This window comes from Amycolatopsis sp. lyj-84 (assembly GCF_046549075.1).
Classification (GTDB): Bacteria; Actinomycetota; Actinomycetes; order Mycobacteriales; family Pseudonocardiaceae; genus Amycolatopsis.
Genome location: NZ_JAJPWO010000003.1, coordinates 638,523 through 655,291 on the forward strand (window position 1 = coordinate 638,523; position 16,769 = coordinate 655,291).

13 protein-coding genes are annotated in these 16,769 nt (G+C 69.0%); 4 read left to right on the forward strand and 9 right to left on the reverse strand.

Going from position 1 to position 16,769, the window contains the following annotated elements; genetic code table 11:
- Positions 1–24: 24 nt before the first annotated feature.
- The 5 genes from ACLJRM_RS13295 to ACLJRM_RS13315 form a co-directional block, all read right to left on the reverse strand.
- The gene (locus tag ACLJRM_RS13295; RefSeq protein ID WP_101612453.1) at positions 25–1,080 is read right to left on the reverse strand and encodes a chitinase; all 1,056 of its coding nucleotides are present in this window, start codon (positions 1,078–1,080) and stop codon (positions 25–27) included.
- 203 nt (positions 1,081–1,283) lie between these two features.
- Positions 1,284–2,882, reverse strand: a complete 1,599-nt coding sequence (locus ACLJRM_RS13300; protein WP_410663107.1) for a M20/M25/M40 family metallo-hydrolase — start codon at positions 2,880–2,882, stop codon at positions 1,284–1,286.
- 88 nt (positions 2,883–2,970) lie between these two features.
- Entirely contained in the window at positions 2,971–5,235 is a 2,265-nt protein-coding gene (locus ACLJRM_RS13305) for a M4 family metallopeptidase (RefSeq protein WP_101612455.1), read from the reverse strand.
- Positions 5,236–5,513: 278 nt separating this feature from the next.
- A complete protein-coding gene (locus ACLJRM_RS13310; RefSeq protein ID WP_410663108.1) occupies positions 5,514–6,836 on the reverse strand; it encodes a helix-turn-helix domain-containing protein in 1,323 nt (440 codons plus the stop codon).
- Positions 6,837–6,874: 38 nt separating this feature from the next.
- Entirely contained in the window at positions 6,875–7,078 is a 204-nt protein-coding gene (locus ACLJRM_RS13315; protein ID WP_168214499.1) for a DUF397 domain-containing protein, read from the reverse strand.
- Positions 7,079–7,220: 142 nt separating this feature from the next.
- On the opposite strand from ACLJRM_RS13315, the gene ACLJRM_RS13320 reads away from it, so the two are divergent.
- The 3 genes from ACLJRM_RS13320 to ACLJRM_RS13330 all read left to right on the forward strand — a co-directional run bounded on the left by ACLJRM_RS13320 (position 7,221) and on the right by ACLJRM_RS13330 (position 10,559).
- Positions 7,221–9,083 carry a glycoside hydrolase family 9 protein gene (locus ACLJRM_RS13320; RefSeq protein WP_101612457.1) on the forward strand — a complete coding sequence of 621 codons (1,863 nt, stop codon included), beginning with the start codon at positions 7,221–7,223 and terminating at the stop codon, positions 9,081–9,083.
- Between the two features lie 112 nt (positions 9,084–9,195).
- Positions 9,196–9,981, forward strand: coding sequence for a TIGR00730 family Rossman fold protein (locus ACLJRM_RS13325; RefSeq protein ID WP_101612458.1), 786 nt, complete (start codon positions 9,196–9,198; stop codon positions 9,979–9,981).
- Complete coding sequence (locus ACLJRM_RS13330; RefSeq protein ID WP_101612459.1) at positions 9,981–10,559, forward strand: TIGR00730 family Rossman fold protein; 579 nt, start codon at positions 9,981–9,983, stop codon at positions 10,557–10,559. Before ACLJRM_RS13325 ends, ACLJRM_RS13330 begins: the two co-directional genes overlap by 1 nt.
- Before the next feature lie 426 nt (positions 10,560–10,985).
- Here the strand turns inward: ACLJRM_RS13330 and ACLJRM_RS13335 are convergent, their stop codons facing one another.
- A complete protein-coding gene (locus ACLJRM_RS13335) occupies positions 10,986–11,660 on the reverse strand; it encodes a lysophospholipid acyltransferase family protein (protein WP_410663109.1) in 675 nt (224 codons plus the stop codon).
- 51 nt (positions 11,661–11,711) lie between these two features.
- Between ACLJRM_RS13335 and ACLJRM_RS13340 the strand changes: the two genes are divergently transcribed.
- Positions 11,712–12,653, forward strand: coding sequence for a glucosyl-3-phosphoglycerate synthase (locus ACLJRM_RS13340; protein ID WP_410663110.1), 942 nt, complete (start codon positions 11,712–11,714; stop codon positions 12,651–12,653).
- On the opposite strand, the gene cydC is transcribed toward ACLJRM_RS13340, so the two are convergent.
- Genes cydC through ACLJRM_RS13355 form a run of 3 tightly spaced genes read right to left on the reverse strand, consistent with a single transcriptional unit; the run spans position 12,568 to position 16,769 of the window.
- On the reverse strand, positions 12,568–14,211 hold the full coding sequence (gene cydC / locus ACLJRM_RS13345; RefSeq protein ID WP_410663111.1) for a thiol reductant ABC exporter subunit CydC: 1,644 nt from the start codon (positions 14,209–14,211) through the stop codon (positions 12,568–12,570). The genes ACLJRM_RS13340 and cydC overlap by 86 nt on opposite strands.
- A complete protein-coding gene (gene cydD, locus ACLJRM_RS13350; RefSeq protein ID WP_410663112.1) occupies positions 14,208–15,767 on the reverse strand; it encodes a thiol reductant ABC exporter subunit CydD in 1,560 nt (519 codons plus the stop codon). The genes cydC and cydD overlap by 4 nt, the downstream gene beginning before the upstream one ends.
- A gap of 9 nt (positions 15,768–15,776) precedes the next feature.
- Entirely contained in the window at positions 15,777–16,769 is a 993-nt protein-coding gene (locus ACLJRM_RS13355) for a cytochrome d ubiquinol oxidase subunit II (protein WP_101612463.1), read from the reverse strand.

The following is a 16,769-nucleotide window of genomic DNA, read 5'->3' on the forward strand; positions in this document are numbered from 1 at the left end:
AGGCCCACTACCTGCTCGCGCTGTTTAGCGGCCCTGCAGTGACCTCACGTTGTTCCCGAAGGTCCAGTTCCGCGAGCCGTCCCAGTTGATCGACCAGGTCATCAGGCCCTTCAGTGCCGGAATGCTGCGGTACGCCTGGGAAACCAGGCTCGGCGACATGTAACCGCCACCGGCACCGGCCTGAGCGGGCAGACCCGGGGCCTGCTTGTCGTAAGGAACGCGGATCGTCTGGCCCTGGATCACCAAGCCCTTGTCGAGGCAGTTCGTCTGCGCGACGAAGCCCTGAACTGTGCCCGCCTGGTACGAATCGCCGGAGCAGCCGTACATGCTTCCGTTGTAGTACTGCATGTTCAGCCACCACAGCTTGCCGTTGTCCGCGTACTTCTTGATGATCGGCAGGTACGCGCCCCAGATCGAGCCGTAGACGACGCTGCCGCCGGTGACGTAGGCGGTCTCGGGTGCCATGGTGAGCCCGAAGTTCGGCGGCATCGCGGCGAGCACGCCGTCGATGATGCGGATGAGGTTCTTCTGCGACGCGGAAAGCGTGCTGATGTTCCCGTTGCCCACGAGGCCGGTCTCGATGTCGATGTCGATCCCGTCGAAGTTGTACTTCTTCAGGATCGGCACGATGGTCGCGACGAATTTGTCCGCCACCGTCGTCGAGTTCAGGTCGATGCCCGCGGTGGCACCGCCGATGGACATCAGGATCGTCGCGCCCGCGTCCTTGGCGGCGCACATTTCGGACGGGGTCGCGACCTTCACAGTCGCGTCCATCCCATCCTCCCATTTGGCCGTTCCGTCGGACAGGATGACCGGAAAGGCAGCGTTGATCACGTTGTACCCGTTGGCCTTGATCCGCGCGTCGGTGATCGGGATCCAGCCCATCGGCGGATGGACGCCGTTCGCGGCGCCGTCCCAGTTTTCCCAATAGCCCTGCAGGATCTTGCCCGCGGGCTTCGATTTGACCGCGCAGACTTCGGCGTCCACCGAGGCCTGCGCCGGGGTCAGGACGACGAGTGTGGTGACGGCGAGTACCGCCGCGCCGGTGATTGCGAGCAGCCGTGAGACGCGACCGAACATACCCAGCTCCCATCTCGAAAGCGGTTGTGAACGAACAGGAAGCGGCCGTTCGGCTCAACATAGGTCGCCGTGCATGAGTGGCGCTACCGACGATCGGGTGGTCTAGACCAGATATCGAAGAGTTGTCCGAAATTCTCTTCCACGCACGAAGGCCATCTCACGAGGCCGGGTGTCCTCGTGAGATGGCCTTCTCATTCAGATGGTCAGACGGTGATCGACCAGCTGTCGAGCGTGCCGGTGTCCTGCGCGTAGGCGTCGTAGAGCACGAGCGTCCAAGTGCCGGAAGCGGCTTCGTTGGTCACCGGGACCGAGTAGTTCCGGGTGCCCAGGTCGGTGCAGGGCAGGGAACCGGTGGCCTTGACCGAGTACGTGCTGCCGTCGGGGGCCTTCAGGCTGATGCGGAGGTCCTCGGAGCAGGTGTGGGTACCGGTGACGGTCACCTTCACCGGGGAAACGGCGTTGCCGGTCGCGGAGGAGGTGATCGGGCTGTTCACCGTGGCGTAGTCGTTCAGCGCGAAGTCGGTGCCGTTGCTGAACGTGCGCACGCTGACGTTGCCGACGGTGAGCGTGTACTGAGCCGTGCGGTCCACCGCGGTCCCGTCACCGAGCACCGTGATCGTGCTGGTGCCGTTGGGAGTGCTCGCCGACGTCGCGATGGTGAGCGTCGAGGAAGCGCCGGACTGCACCGAAGCCGGGTTGAACGTCGCGGTCGCCCCGGCGGGAAGACCGCTGGCGCTCAGCGAAACCGCTTGCGCCGCACCGGAAGTCGTCGCGGTGTTCACCGTGACGGTCGCCGACTGTCCCGGTTGGACGGTGCCGGAAGCAGGCGAGAGACCGAGCGAGAAGTCGGGACCCGTCGAAGTGCCGACGGCGAGCTTCCAGACCGCGTAGGCGATCGCGTCGCTGTTCTTCTCCAGCGGGGTGTCCGGGATGTTGGAGAGCGTGTCGCAAGCGCGGTGGTAGCAGCTGTCGAACGGCGCACCCGCGGTGCCGCCCCACTTCGTCCGCTGCGCGGCGCTCTTCGTGTATCCGGCGCCGGTCGCGAGACCGCCGACCGGGATGCCCGCGCTCTTGAACGACGCGTGGTCGGACCGGCCGTCGCCCTCCGTGTCGCCCTCGGTCTGGATGCCGATCGAGCTGAAGTACTCGTCGAACACCGACTTGACCGAAGCGACGTCGTCGTAGACGAAGTAGCCCCAGTTGTCGGAGCCGATCATGTCGAAGTTCAAGTAGGTCTTGATCTTCGTGCGCTCGGCGGCGGGCAGGTTGGCGACGTAGTGCTTGGACCCGCGCAGGCCGGATTCCTCGTCGGCCCACCAGCCGAAGCGGACCCGCTTGGCCATCGTCGGGTTCTCGCGGGCCAGGGTCAGCGCGACTTCGAGGATCGAGGCCGAGCCCGAACCGTTGTCGTTGATGCCGGGACCGGCGGCGACGCTGTCGAGGTGCGCGCCGAGCATGAGGACCTGGTTGGCGTCACCCTGCGGCCATTCCGCGATGATGTTCTGGCTCTGGCCCGCGCAACTCGTGCAGGTCTGCAGCGTGACGTTGTAGCCCGCGTCGCGCAGCTTCTGCGCCACATAGGACACCGACGCCGTGTAACCCGACCGTCCCGAGGCGCGGTTGCCGCCGTTCTGGTTGGCGATCGTCTGCAGCGAACTCAGGTGCGCCTTGATATTGGCGAGGGAGATGTCCGGTGCGGCGTTGAGGTTCGCGGCCGTGACGGCCTGCGCGGGTGTCACGACGACACCCAGTACGGCGGCCATACCGACGACGGCCGCTCCTATTCGCTTTCCCCACTTCATGCCGGGGTTTTCCTTCCTGGAGGGGTTTGCGTGAAGGACTCCTTCCCTCAGCCGAGCCGAGGGAAGGAGTCCTTCACGCGAGAGAGAGCTAGAGAGTGATCGACCAGCTGCTGAGCGTGCCGGTGTCCTGCGCGTAGGCGTCGTAGACCACGAGGGTCCAGGTGCCTGCCGCGACTTCGTTGGTCACCGGGACCGAGTAGTTCCGGGTACCGAGGTCGGTGCAGGGCAGGGAACCGGTGGCCTTGACCGAGTACGTGCTGCCGTCGGGGGCCTTCAGGCTGATGCGAAGGTCCTCGGAGCAGGTGTGGGTACCGGTGACGGTCACCTTCACCGGCGACACGGCGTTGCCGGTCGCGCTCGAGGTGATCGGGCTGTTCACCGTGGCGTAGTCGTTCAGCGGGTAGTCGGTTTCGTTGCTGAACGTCCGGATGTTGGTGCCGGTGCCGACGGTCAGCTTGTACTGCACGGTGTGCGCGCCGCTGGTCCCGGTCCCGGTCACCGTGATGGTGCTGGTGCCCTCAGGGGTGCTCGCCGACGTCGCGATGGTGAGCGTCGAGGAGGCACCGGACTGGACCGAAGCCGGGTTGAACGTCGCGGTCGCCCCGGCGGGGAGGCCGGAGGCGGTGAGCGCCACGGTCTGCGCCGCACCGCTGACGGTCCCGGTGTTCACCGTGGTGGTGGCCGACTCGCCGGGCTTGACGGTACCGGCCGCCGGGGTGATGCCGACCGAGAAGTCGGGACCGGACGGCGTGCACGAGGTCGGCTCACCGGTGGCCGCGGTGACACTGATCGCGTCCCATGCCGCCTTGGTGGTGTTGAACTCGGTGCAGGAAGTCGGGTACAGCGCGAGCGCCGCTTCCAGGGTCGCCTTGCGGGCGGCCTTGTGGTTCCAGCCGGAGGTCTTCTTCAGCAGGCCGTTGTAGAAGATCTTCGCGGCCTTCTGGATACCGATGCCGGTGATCGAGGTGTTGTTGCAGGTCGGGCTCGCCGGCTTGCCGACGGGCGCGGTGCCCTCGGCCAGCAGGTAGAACCAGTGGTTCTGCGGACCGGCCGCCGCGTGCACCTCGGTGCTCGGGATCGACGACGAGTAGCAGTTCGGGTTGCCCGAAACACGGCTCGGCTGGTTCATGTAGCGGATCGGGCCCTGGCCGACCAGGTTCACGCCCTCGCCGACGTCGTAGTCCGGGGTGTCCTTGGCGTTGTTGGCGTAGTGCTCGGTGATGGCGCCGAAGATGTCACCGGTGGACTCGTTGAGGCCGCCGTTCTCGTTGCCGCTGCCCGCGCCGCCCGGCGTGGTCTGGAAGATGGCGTGGCCGTACTCGTGCGCGACGACGTCCATCGGGGTGGCCTGGCGCTGGTTGTCCTGCGAGTGCCCGAAGGTGGTCGAGGAACCGTCCCAGTACGCGTTGACCTGGTTGAGGCCGACGGAGGCGGGGAAGCCGCCGCCGTTGCCGTTGATGCCGTTGCGGCCCAGCCACTCGCTGAGCATCTTCCACTCGGTCTGGACGCCGAAGAGCGTGTCGACACAAGCGGTTTCGAGGTTGGTGCCGGAACCGTTGCCCCAGTTGTCGTCGGGGCCGCTGTAGATCGCGCCGCTCTGCGGCTTGCAGCTGATGTTGGGGCGCTGCGGGTCGCGCATGGAGTAGGTGCCACCGGAGTTCGTCGTGTCGATGGTGACGTTGCCGACGTAGTAGCTGTTCCCGGCGCCCAGCGTGCTGACCTCGCCCGACGTGGCCTTCGGGGCGGTCGCGAAGTTCGACATCTTGACGTCGTCACGCGTCTGGAGGATCGCGCCGGTGGCGCCGTCCACGAAGACGTGCAGGTTGCTCGGCGTCGACGCCTTGGTGCCCGTGACGACGACCTCGTAGGCGAGCTTGGGAGAGTTCCCCGCCAGCACGACGAGCTTCGGCGCGGCCGCCTTGTCTACTTTGGACAGCTGCCCACGGGCGACCTCGGCCGCCTTCGCCGCGGTGATCTTGGCCTTGGTGTCGACCGAGATCGTCGCGGTCTCCGCGGCGGTGGTGCCGCGGACGCGCCCGGCGCCGTCGGTGACCACCACCGCGTCCCCGCCGACGACCGGCAGGCCACGGTAGGTCCGTTCGTAAGCGGCGTAGAAGAGTCCGCCGCCCCCCGGGGTCAGCCCGACGCGCTGGAAGCCTTCGTCGGCACCCTTCCGCAACTGGTCTACACCAGCTGCGGCGGCCTGGTCGGCGGCGCTCGCGGCGACGGCGTCAGGGCTCGCGGGTTGGATGGTCGCGGTGGCCGCGCTTGCCGGGATCACCGGAAGTGCGGCGCTCAGGGCAAGGCCGGCGATGGCCGCCAACCCTGTTCTGAGCCCTTGCTGAACGGTCATGTGGAACCTTCCATGGGCAGGACCGTGAACCCGGACGGCCATAGGCGCGACGGGGAATTCGACCGAGTCGGGGAGCACGGCGGGGGACGGGGAGCGTGTCCATTCGGATAACTGGAGTTATCTCGACGGACACGTCCGAGTAAAGGAGCCGGTCACGGCACCGTCAATGGGCCGGATGGCCTAGCGGTACTGGTGAAGATCAATATGCGAGGAATGAAATCCCTGTGTAGTAAGGCTTTTGCCGTCGGCCGCGATATATGGCGACTTTCGTATGGTTTTCAGTCCGATGGCCCGGAATCGGACATAGCGGCCGCGCGCACGCCACGCTGATAAGCGTCCGCCGCTTTGTCGATTAATCCGCGGGCCCGCAACGTGTCACCCAGATGCAGTGAAGTGGCGATGAGCGCGCCGCGTAATTCCGACTTTTCCTGTGCGGTGGCGGCTTCTTCGAGCAACGCGGTCGCTTCGGGCAGATCGCCGCGGGCGCGGGCGATGAGTCCCAGTAGCCGGAGAACCTCCGCCTTGGCTTCGATGTCGGGGGATCGATCCAGAAGCGGCCGGATCCCCTCGGCGAGTTCGGCGGCTTCGTCGAGTGCGCCTTGACGGCGGCGGACGTCGGCGAGTTCGATGGTCGCACCGAGGACGCCTTCGCGCGAACCGGCCTTGGCCAGAAGGTCGCGGGCGAGCAGGAGTTCGGTGTGCGCGTCGTCGAGTTTGCCCAGTCGTCGCCACAGGAAGCCGCGGGCCCACCGGCTCCGGGCGGCGTCCCGGTCGTACCCGATGGACGTGAACAGCCGCAGTGCCCGCGAAAGGTCCTTTTCGGCACGGTCGGCGAGGCCGATCGCCTGCCACAACTGCGCGGCCTGCCGGTGGTACCGGGCGGAGATGTCCTTGCGGCGGGCGGAAGCCAGCGCGCGCCGTCCTTCTTCGGCGGCCCGCCGCGCGCGGCGGAGCGCGCCCATTTCGATGAGCGGGTGGATCAGCGCGGTCACCAGTGCGAGTTCGGCGTCGGGGTCGACGGGGCCGGCGGCGCGGAGTCCGGCGAGCGCGGTTTCGGTCAGCGCGACCGACGCACCCAGGTCGCCCGACAGTGCGCGGCAGGCGGCGACGCGGTTGACGATCATCGCGCGCAACCTCGGTGAAGCCGCCTCGGCGAGTTCCATGGCGTGCGCGAACCCTTTGTCCGCCAGCGGGATGTCGTAGCGCTGCCAGTCGACCTCGCCGAGATAGAACCGCGCGTGGCACTGGACGTCGGGCAGCCGGTACGCGGCCGCGCGCTGTTCGATCCGCGCGAATTCGCGCTCGGCGGCTTCGAGCCCGCCTTGTTGCAATTCCCGATAGGCACTTTCCAGTGCGTCGGTGAGTTCCCCGGCCGCGCCCGGCGGCCTGCCGAAGCGGAGTTCGTCCGCGGTCAGGCCGAGCCGCCGCGCGAGATGGGCCAGCACGTCGTCCGAGGGCGCGCGGGTGCCGGATTCGACCTTGGCGAGGAAGCCGCGGTCGTAGCGGGGCTCGGCGAGCTCACGCTGGGTCAGCCCGCGGGCCTGGCGCAACCGCCGGATCCGCGCGCCGAGTGGTTCGGCCTCGGTCGGCAACGACGGCACCGGACCAACGGTAGACGATTTCCCGGCGGTTTCCGGGGTCAGCCGATCAAGTGGGTGAGCAACGCGGCGAATCCGGGGGCGGGCACCACGAGAACCGGTCTGACCTCGGGCGGGAGTTCGCGCTGCTTGGTGTCGCGGATGCCGACGAGGTCACCGTCGGTGCCGACTTCGACGCAGGCGTTCTCCTCCCAGTGGGTGTAGCTGGATTTGTGCCAACCGCTCATGCGCTCGTTCCAGTTCATCCCGGTGGGATACCCACTGACCGGATGTCGAATCGTGTGACTTTTGCCCGGCGAATCGGACATATTGACGGCGCGGGCCCCGGCGGCTAGCGTCTTGCGCAATAAAAAGGAAACTTTCTTAACTAATTCGAGCGGGGCGCCGATGATGGTGAGTTCCTGGTCCCGGGCGGTGGCCGCGGTGTCGGCACTGGTCCTCGGGGGTTTGACGGTTCCGGTGGTTTCGGCCGCCGCGGCGGTGCGAGGCGAGGTGCGGGTCGATCAGGTCGGCTACGGCCTCACCGAGACCAAGTACGCCTATCTGCTGTCCAGCGCGCCGGGGTCGTTCTCGGTGGTCGACGAACGTGGCCGGACCGTCCATCGTGGACGGACAGGGCAGTCGCTCGGCGCGTGGAACGCGAAGTACCCGGCGGTGTACCAGCTCGACCTGTCGAAGGTCTGGCTGCCGGGCAAGTACCGGATCGAGGTCAGCGGCGAGACCAAGGCGACGTCGCCGACGTTCCGGGTGGACACGAAGGACCGGCTCTTCACGCCGCTCGTCCGCGCCACCAACGAGTTCTTCCAGGCACAGCGCGACGGCGACGACATCGTCCCCGGCCGTCTCGACCGCAAACCGTCGCATCTGGCCGACAAGCAGGCCACGGTCTACGACTGGCCGGTGTTCGTCGGCGAGGGCGGCGACGAGATCGCCGAACCGCTCAAGCCGATCGGCGGGCCGATCGACGTCGAGGGCGGCTGGGTCGACGCGGGCGACTTCGTCAAGTTCACCTCGAACACGGCGTATTCGCTGGCGGAGCTGGGATACGTGCTCCGCGAGGGTTACGACCCGGTACTGGCCAAGGAGGTCAAACTCGGCCTCGACTGGCTCGACAAGATGTGGGACCAGCAGAGCAAGACGCTGTACGCCCAGGTCGGGATCGGGACGGGCAGCGACAAGTTCGGCTTCCTCGGCGACCACGACGTCTGGCGGAACCCGCACGACGACGACCCGCTCGACGTGAAACCCGGTGACCCCAAGTACTTCGTCAAGCACCGGCCCGTCTTCCCGGCGAACCCCGGTGGTTCGGCGCTCAGCCCGAACCTGGCGGGCCGGGTGGCCGCGGCGTTCGCGCTCGGCGCGCAGGTCGAGGCGAAGCGGAACCCGGCACTGGCGCGGAAGTACCTAGCCGAAGCGGCTTCGGTGTTCGCGCAGGCCAAGACGAAGGACGTCGGCGAACTCGTCACCGCCTTCCCGCACGCGTACTACCCGGAATCGTCCTGGCGGGACGACATGGAACTCGGTGCGACGCAGCTCGCCCTGGCGGGCAAGGCGTTGCGGGACCCGAGGGCCGGCGAATGGACGCGGCAGGCGGCGCACTGGGCCAAGGCGTACATCGACCTCGAAGAGAAGAGCACGCTCAACCTGTACGACACCAGCGCGCTGGCGCACGCCGAACTGGCGAAGCTCCTGCGGCACGGTGTCCCGGGTGCCGCGCTCGGTCCGAAGGAACTGATCGGCGACCTGCGGCGTCAGCTCGACGAAGGTGTCGCGAACGCGGCGAAGAGTCCTTTCCGGACGGCTGTCTCGGTCAAGGACTTCGACGCCGCCAGCAAGAGCTTCGGGTTCGCCGCGACCGAGCGGCTGTACGCGGACGTGACCGGTGACCGGAAGTACGCGGCGTTCGGTTCGCAGCAGCGGAACTTCACCCTCGGCGCGAACGCGTGGGGTGTCTCGCTGGTCGTCGGCGTCGGCACGACGTCGCCGAAGTGCCCGCACCACCAGGCGGCGAACCTCGCGGGTGAGCAGAAGGTGCTCTACGGCGCGGTCGTGAATGGACCGAACGGCGCGGAACACTTCGCGGACCTGCCGTTCCCGGCCGGGGCGAAGGAGTGCACGAAGCCGTACGACGCCTTCGACACGACCGAGTCCCGCTACACCGACGACCTCGCCTCCTGGCCGAGCAACGAGCCCGCCATCGACTTCACCTCGACGGCCATGCTCGCGTTCGCGCTGACCGGACGTTCCTGACCGCTTTCGCGGGGCCCGCTCTCCCGGCGGGCCCCGCGTTCGCGAATCCGACAACTCCTGTTCGCGGCGATGCTGCCGCTCCGGACGGTGACGACGTCGTAGTCTTGGCGGGGTGAGTGAGACAAGCGAGTTCCCCGACGGCCAGTACCCGGAACGTCCGATCGAGCGCCACAAGGGCCCGGTCGTACTGCGGCGGGATCGCCGTGACCAGGGCAGCACCACCGACCAGCGCCTGCTGGACTCGCGGGGACCGAGTGACTGGGTGCACACCGACCCGTGGCGCGTGCTGCGGATCCAGGCGGAGTTCGTCGAGGGCTTCGGCGCGCTGGCCGAGGTGCCGCGCGCGGTGACCGTGTTCGGTTCGGCACGGACCAAACGGGACCACCCGGAGTACGAGCTCGGCCGCAAGATCGGCGGCGCGCTCGCGAACGCGGGCTTCGCGGTGATGACCGGCGGCGGCCCCGGCGCGATGGAAGCGGTGAACCGCGGCGCCAACGAGGCGGGCGGGTTCTCCGTCGGCCTCGGCATCGAGCTGCCGTTCGAGCAGGGCCTGAACCCGTGGGTCGACCTTGGCGTCAACTTCCGGTACTTCTTCGCCCGCAAGACGATGTTCATCAAGTACTCGCAGGCGTTCATCTGCCTGCCCGGCGGCTTCGGCACGCTCGACGAGCTGTTCGAGGCGCTCACCCTGGTGCAGACGAAGAAGGTCACGAAGTTCCCGGTCGTGCTGTTCGGCAGCGACTACTGGGGCGGCCTGTACGACTGGATCGCCAAGACGCTGCTCGCCGAGGGCAAAATCGGCGAGAAGGACCTCGACCTGCTGCACGTCACGGACGACATCGACGACGCCGTGAGCGTCGTGCAGACGTCGTACCAGGCATGGGAGGACACCCACTGATGGCGGCTCCGCGCCGGGTATGCGTCTTCTGCGGCTCCTCGATGGGCTTCGACCCGCGCTATGCCGATGAGGCACGGGCGCTGGGCACCCTGCTGGCCTCGCGCGGGATCGGGCTCGTCTACGGCGGCGCCTCGGTCGGGACCATGGGCGTCGTCGCGGACGCCGCGCTGGCCGCGGGCGGCGAGGTGATCGGTGTGATCCCGGAGGCGCTCGGCAGCGTCGAGATCGCGCACGCCGGCCTGACCGAACTGCACGTCGTCGCCGACATGCACCAGCGGAAGGCGAAGATGGCCGCGCTGTCCGACGGCTTCCTCGCGCTGCCCGGTGGGGCGGGGACGCTGGAGGAGCTGTTCGAGGTCTGGACGTGGGCGCAGCTCGGGCTGCACGAGAAGCCGATCGGGCTGGTCGACGTCGGCGGGTACTACGCGCCGCTGCTGAAGTTCGCCGACCACATGGTGTCGGAGGGCTTCCTGTCGGCGGGGTACCGGGACATGCTCGCGATCGACTCGGACGCTTCTTCTCTTCTGGACGGCTTCGCGGACTACGTCCCTCCTCCGCGACCCAAGTGGGCCAAGTAAGTACGTGAAGGACCCCTTCCTTGCGCTAGACGCAGTGAAGGGGTCCTTCACGTACTTGGGGCAGAGCGAAGGTCGAGTTTCCTCGGCTGAGCCGAGGGAAGGGACCTTTACGCGGCGCCCGGGCCCAGCTGGGAACCGAAGGTCCGTGAAGGTCCCCTTCCCTACCTTGAGGGTAGGGAAGGGGACCTTCACGGACACCGGACGAGCCCCCGCGCGTGCAATGAAAGGCCCGTTACTTGCAAATTTTGCAAGTAACGGGCCTTTCATAGCGTCGGCAGGCGGGGGTCGCGGGACCGGAGGGGGAGCAGGGGACCTTTGCTATCGCCGGGGCCCGGGTGCTGCAGCGAGTGCCTTGAAAGGGGCTTTCAGGACGAAAAATGTCCTGAAAGCCCCTTTCATGACACGAGAGAAGGACCAGTGGCAGTGTCAGGCGGCGCTTTGGTCAGGGCGTTTGTGGTACGAGTCCACGTACTCCTGCCCCGAGAGCTCCAGGATCGCGTACATGATCTCGTCGGTCACCGAGCGCCGGATCGCCGGCGACGAGTCCTGTCCCTCGTACCGCGAGAAGTCCAGAGGCGTGCCGTAGGTGACCGTGATCTTCGCGCGCCGCGGGATCCGTTTCCCGGCGGGCTGCAGGTCTTCGGTGCCGGACAGGGCGACGGGGACGACCTTCGCGCCGGTTGCGAGCGCCAGGGCCGCGACACCGGTGTGGCCGCGGTGCAGCCGTCCGTCCAGCGAGCGGGTGCCCTCGGGGTAGATCGCGAACGCGCCGCCCGCGTCGAGCACCTTCCGCGCCGCTTCCAGCGCGGCGAGACCGGCCTGCGCGTTGCCGCGTTCGACCGGGACGTAGCCGAGCCCGCCCAGGAAACCGGCCATCATTTTGCCCCTGAGCCCACGGCCGGTGAAGTACTCCGCCTTGCCGAGGAACTTGACCTGCCGCATCGCCGTGAAAGTGATCACGCCGGTGTCCAGAGCCGCCCGGTGGTTGGGCGCCAGGAGCACCGGCCCGTCGGCGGGGATGTTCTCCACGCCGCGGATCTCGGGGCGGTACAGGGCCCTGACCAGCGGACCGAGTACGAAACGGACGAGTAGCGGTAGCAAGGTTCCTCCATCGACGGGGTGTCGGACTCCAGCATGGCACGATCACTACTCATGAGTTGGTTCGAGCGGCGTACGTGGCAGAACCCCGGTTGGACGCTCGACGACATCGTCGCTGCGAAGGGTGACCGGACGGTTTCGGTCGTGCTACCGGCACTCGACGAACAGGACACCGTCGCCGAGGTCGTCGGCACGGTCCGCCCGTTGCTGGGCACGGTCGTCGACGAGCTGGTCGTGATGGATTCCGGGTCTACCGACGCCACCGTCGAGCTCGCCGCCCGCGCCGGCGCGCGGGTGGTGCATCGCGAGGACGTGCTCCCCGGGCTGCCGCCGGTGCCCGGCAAGGGCGAGGTGCTGTGGCGGTCGCTGGCCGCGACGACCGGTGACGTCGTCGTGTTCCTCGACTCCGACCTCGTCGACCCGGACCCGGCCTTCGTGCCGACCCTGCTCGGGCCGCTGCTCTGCGAAAACGGTGTCCACCTGGTCAAGGGGTTCTACCGGCGGCCGCTGCGGCTGGAGAGCAGCGGCGGTGGCCGGGTCACCGAGCTACTGGCGCGGCCGGTCCTTTCGGCGCTGCGCCCGTCGCTGTCGGCGCTCATCCAGCCTTTGGGCGGCGAGTACGCCGCGACGCGCGAGTTCCTCGAGTCAGTGCCCTTCGCGGCCGGGTACGGCGTCGAGATCGGGCTCATCCTCGACGCCGAAGCGCGCTACGGCCTCGAAGGGCTCGCGCAGGTCAACCTCGGCGTACGCAAGCACCGCAACCGTTCGCTGCTTCAGCTGGGCGTGATGGCCCGGCAGATCCTCGGGACGGCGCTCGCGCGCTGCGGCATCAAGTCGGACGACCCGGCGCTGTTGACACAGTTCGCGCAAGTAGAGGACGAGTGGCTGCCTGAGGTGGCCGAGGTGTCGATCAGTGACCGGCCGCCGATGCGGGAAGTGCGCGGCCTAACCCAGACCCCGCCCCACCACCACCCTCAAGGGACAGGCTGCGCCTGACTGGTTGCACTAAACGTAGTACCTCGTCGAACCCGGCCACGTGCGCTTCACGGTGCGTCACGAGGACGACGGTGCCGCGCGCGGCCGCGAGCACGTCCGCCAGGACGGCGTCGCCGTGCTCCGGGTCCAGCCCCTCGACCGGCTCGTCCAGCACCAGGACCGGCGGCGCGGCCAGCACCGCCCGCGCGAGCACGAGCCGCTGGCGCTGCCCTCCTGACAGAGCGTCGCCGTCGGAACCGGCTTCGCGATCCAGCGGCAGGTCGAACCCCGCCGTCGCGCAGGCGGCGAGCAACTCGGCGTCCGAAGAACCCGGCTTCGCGAGCAGCAGGTTCTCCCGGACCGTCGTGTGGAAGACGTGCGCGTCCGCGAGCGCGCCCGAAACCACCGACGGCAGCAGCGCCGGATCGTAGACGTCCAGCGGCTTTCCGTTCAGCAGAGCGCGCCCGGAGGTCGGCGCCACGGAACCCAGCAGCACGTTCAGCAGTGTCGTCTTCCCGGCGCCGCTCGGCCCCAGGATCCCGACCCGTTTGCCCGGCGGCAGATCGAGGTCGACGCCGTCGAGCGCCGCAGCCCTGCCCTCGAACCGCACGCCGACGCCTTCGAGCCGCAGGTGTCCAGGCTCGGGCACCAGTGTCCCGCGCGCGGGAGCGGGCTCGGTCAGCAGCGCGCGCACCCGGCCCGCCGATGCCCGGACCTCGACCCAGCGCTGGGCGGCGGCGGTCAGCGGGAGGACCAGCTCGAACACGGTCAGCGCGCCGAGGGCCAGCGCGGCGGTCAGCGGCGGCGAAACCCCGGCGGTCAGCGCGATCGTGACGCAGGTCAGCAGCTGGACGAGCATCCCGGCCGCGGTCAGCAGGCTGGTCCGGTTCGCCGTCGCCCGGTCCCGGACGGCGAGCGCGTCGACGGCGGTGTGCGCGGCGTCCACAGTGGACTCGTGCACGCCGTGGGCGATCAGCTCCCGTCGCCCGGTGATGAGCTCGACCGCGCGTTCGGCGAGATCGGCCCGCGCCGGAGCGCTCTTCTCCGCCGCCGCGCGAGTGATCCGCACGCACAGCCACGGCAGCCCGATCCCCGCGACGACGAGCCCGAGCGCCAGCACCAGACCGGCCGTCGGGCTGACGATCAGGGCGAACGTGGTCGACACGATGCCCACGAAGGCGGCGACCCCGGCGGGCAGCAGGCAGCGCAGGATCGCGTCCTGCACGGCGTCCACATCGGACACCAGGCGCGTGACGAGGTCACCGCCGGAATGCCGGGAAACCCGGTGCGGCAGCAACGACGTGTACACGCGGGTCCGCAAGGCGCCGAGATAACGCAGGACGACCTCGTGCCCGGCGAGCCGTTCCGCGTAGCGCAGCCCGCCGCGCAGCAACGCCAGCGTCCGGACGGCGACGATCGCCACGGTGAGCGAAGCCAGCGGCGGCTGCTCGGCCGCCTTCAGCAGCAACCACGCGGCGGTGGCCATCAGCGCCAAGCCCGCCAGTTCCGCACCGGCCGCGATCAGCCCGGCGCGGACCAGCCGGACGACGTCCTTCGCGGACACACCCCACACGTTCACACCAGTTCCCGTTCTCTTACGGCGCCATCGCGGACTTCGAGGACGCGGGAGGCCAGCGCGGCCATCGCGGGCCGGTGCGCCACGAGTACCGCGGTCCGGCCGGTGAGCAGTTCGCGGGTCGCGGCCAGCACGGCCGCCTCGGTTTCCGCGTCGAGCCGGGCGGTCGGTTCGTCGAGCAGCACCAGGCCCGCTTCCGTGCGGGCCAGTGCCCTGGCGAGGCCGAGCCGTTGCCGCTGCCCGGCGGAAAGCGGCGCGCCCAGTTCCCCGATCCGGGTCCGGTAACCGTCGGGCAGTCCCCGCACGACCTCGTCGAACGCCGCCGCGCGGGCCGCCGCCCGGACGTCCGGTACCTGGCCCATGGCGATGTTCTCCTCGACGGTGCCGGTGAACAACGTCGGCCGCTGCGGCACCCACGCCGCCCCGGCGCGCCACGGCGCCGGATCCAGTTCGCGCAGGTCGACGCCGTCGACGAGGACCCGGCCGGACGTCGGCGTGACGAAACCCAGCAACACCGCCAGCAGGGTGCTCTTCCCGGAACCGCTGGGACCGACGAGCGCGACGTGCTCGCCCGCCTCGATCGTCATGTCCACTTCGGACAGAACGGTCTCGCCGCCGTACGCGACGCTCACCTGCTCCAGCACGATCCGCGGCGCACCGCGGCGGGCCACCTGCGAACCCCGGACGATCTCCTCCGCGGGGACGGCCAGCGCCTCCTTCAGTGTCGCGAGCCCTTCCGCGCTGGCGTGGAACTTCGCCCCGGCCGCCCGCAACGGCAGATAGGCCTCGGGTGCGAGCAGCAGGACCAGCACCGCGGTGTGCACGACCATCCCGCCTTCCAGCAGGCGGAAGCCGATCGGCACCGCCACGAGCGCCACCGACAGCGTCGCCACCAGTTCCAGCACCAGCGCGGACAGGAACGCGACCCGCAGCGTGCGCATCGTCGCGTCCGTATGCGCGTCCGCCATCGCCCGCACGGTCTTGGCCTGCGCGTCGGCGCGGCCGAACACCTTGAGCGTGCCGAGACCGCGGACGACATCGAGGAAATGCCCGCCCAGCTTGGAAAGCAGCGCCCACTGCTTGGCCGTCTTCGCCTTCGTGTGCTGGCCGACGAGGATCGCGAACACCGGGATCAGCGGCAGCGTCGCGGTGATGATCAGTGCCGACGCCAGATCCGCGGCGAACAGCCGGACGAGCACCGCGACCGGCACGATCGCCGACAGCACCACCGTCGGCAGATATCCCGTCAGATAGGCATCACTCGCGTCGATCCCCTTGGTCACGAGCGCCGCGACCTCGCCGGGCTTTTCCGCTTCCGCGCCGAGAAGCCGTTTGCGCAGCCCGGCTTTGACCGTCGCCGCGAATCGGCCGCCGACGGAACCCTGGACGCCCGCGAGCAGCACCCGGACCGCGATGGCGGCCGCGAGCGTCCAGGTGACACCGCCGCCGGTCAGCAGCGTCGCGAGGCCGTCCGCCTGGACGAGGATCGCCGCGGCGGTCAGTGTTCCGAGAACGGCCAGAACGCCGAAATGGCGTCGCAGTCCGGGAAGGGGAGGCATCATCGGCTCCTAGAAGTGCAGCAGCGAGCGCTGGTCGACCCGGTCGCCGTGCCTGCGCCAGGTCACCCACTGCACGGCGGCGATCGCCACCAGCGCGGGCGGACCGACGATGGTGAGCAGATCGAGGGTCTCGGTACTGGTGGCCGCTTCCGTCAGGCTCAGCGAAAACCCTCCATCCACAGAGGACACGAGCGCGTCCGGAAGGCGCAGTGTCCCGACGGCCAGCACCGGCGACGCGGACAGGACCATCGTCGCGATCAGCGCCGCCTTGTGCCGACCCGCGCGCAGTGCCGCGGCCGCGACGCCGAGCGCGCCGAACGCCAGCACGATCGCGGGCAGCACGGTCCACGACGCGGTGGTCTCGACGGCGCCCCAGCCGACCGCCACGACCAGGAACGCGAGCGCCGGCGTGAGCAGGGCCTTGGCGATCCGGTTTGCGCGGGCGGTGAAGTCGGCGGGCGCCCGGACGGCGAGGAAAGCCGCTCCCTGCAAGGCGAACAGCGCGACGAACCCGGCACCCCAGATCAGCGCGTACGGATCGAACACGGCGAGGACACCGCCGGTCGGCTGCCCGGCGGCGTCGAGCGGGAGCCCGAGGACGAGGTTGCCGAGGAACACGCCCCAGGACACCGCCGTCACCCAGGCGCCGACGGTGATCGCCAGCGTCCAGGCACCGCGGCCGGCGTCCGGCCGCCTGCTGCGCAACTGCACCGCCGCGGTGAACGCGACCAGCCCGAGCAACAGCGTGACGACCGGGAGATAGGCCCCGGAGAACACTTTTCCTTCCAGATGCGGGAAAGCGCCGAACAGGACGCCGACCGCGGCCACCAGCCAGACCTCGTTGGCCAGGAAGAACGGGCCGAAGGCACCGAGGACGCGCCGTCGTCCTTCCTCGTCACGGCTGAACCTGCCGAGCAGCATCCCGACGCCGTAGTCGTAGCCCGCCAGCGCGAAATAGCCGGAGATCAGGAAACCGAGCACACACCACCACAGGATCACCAT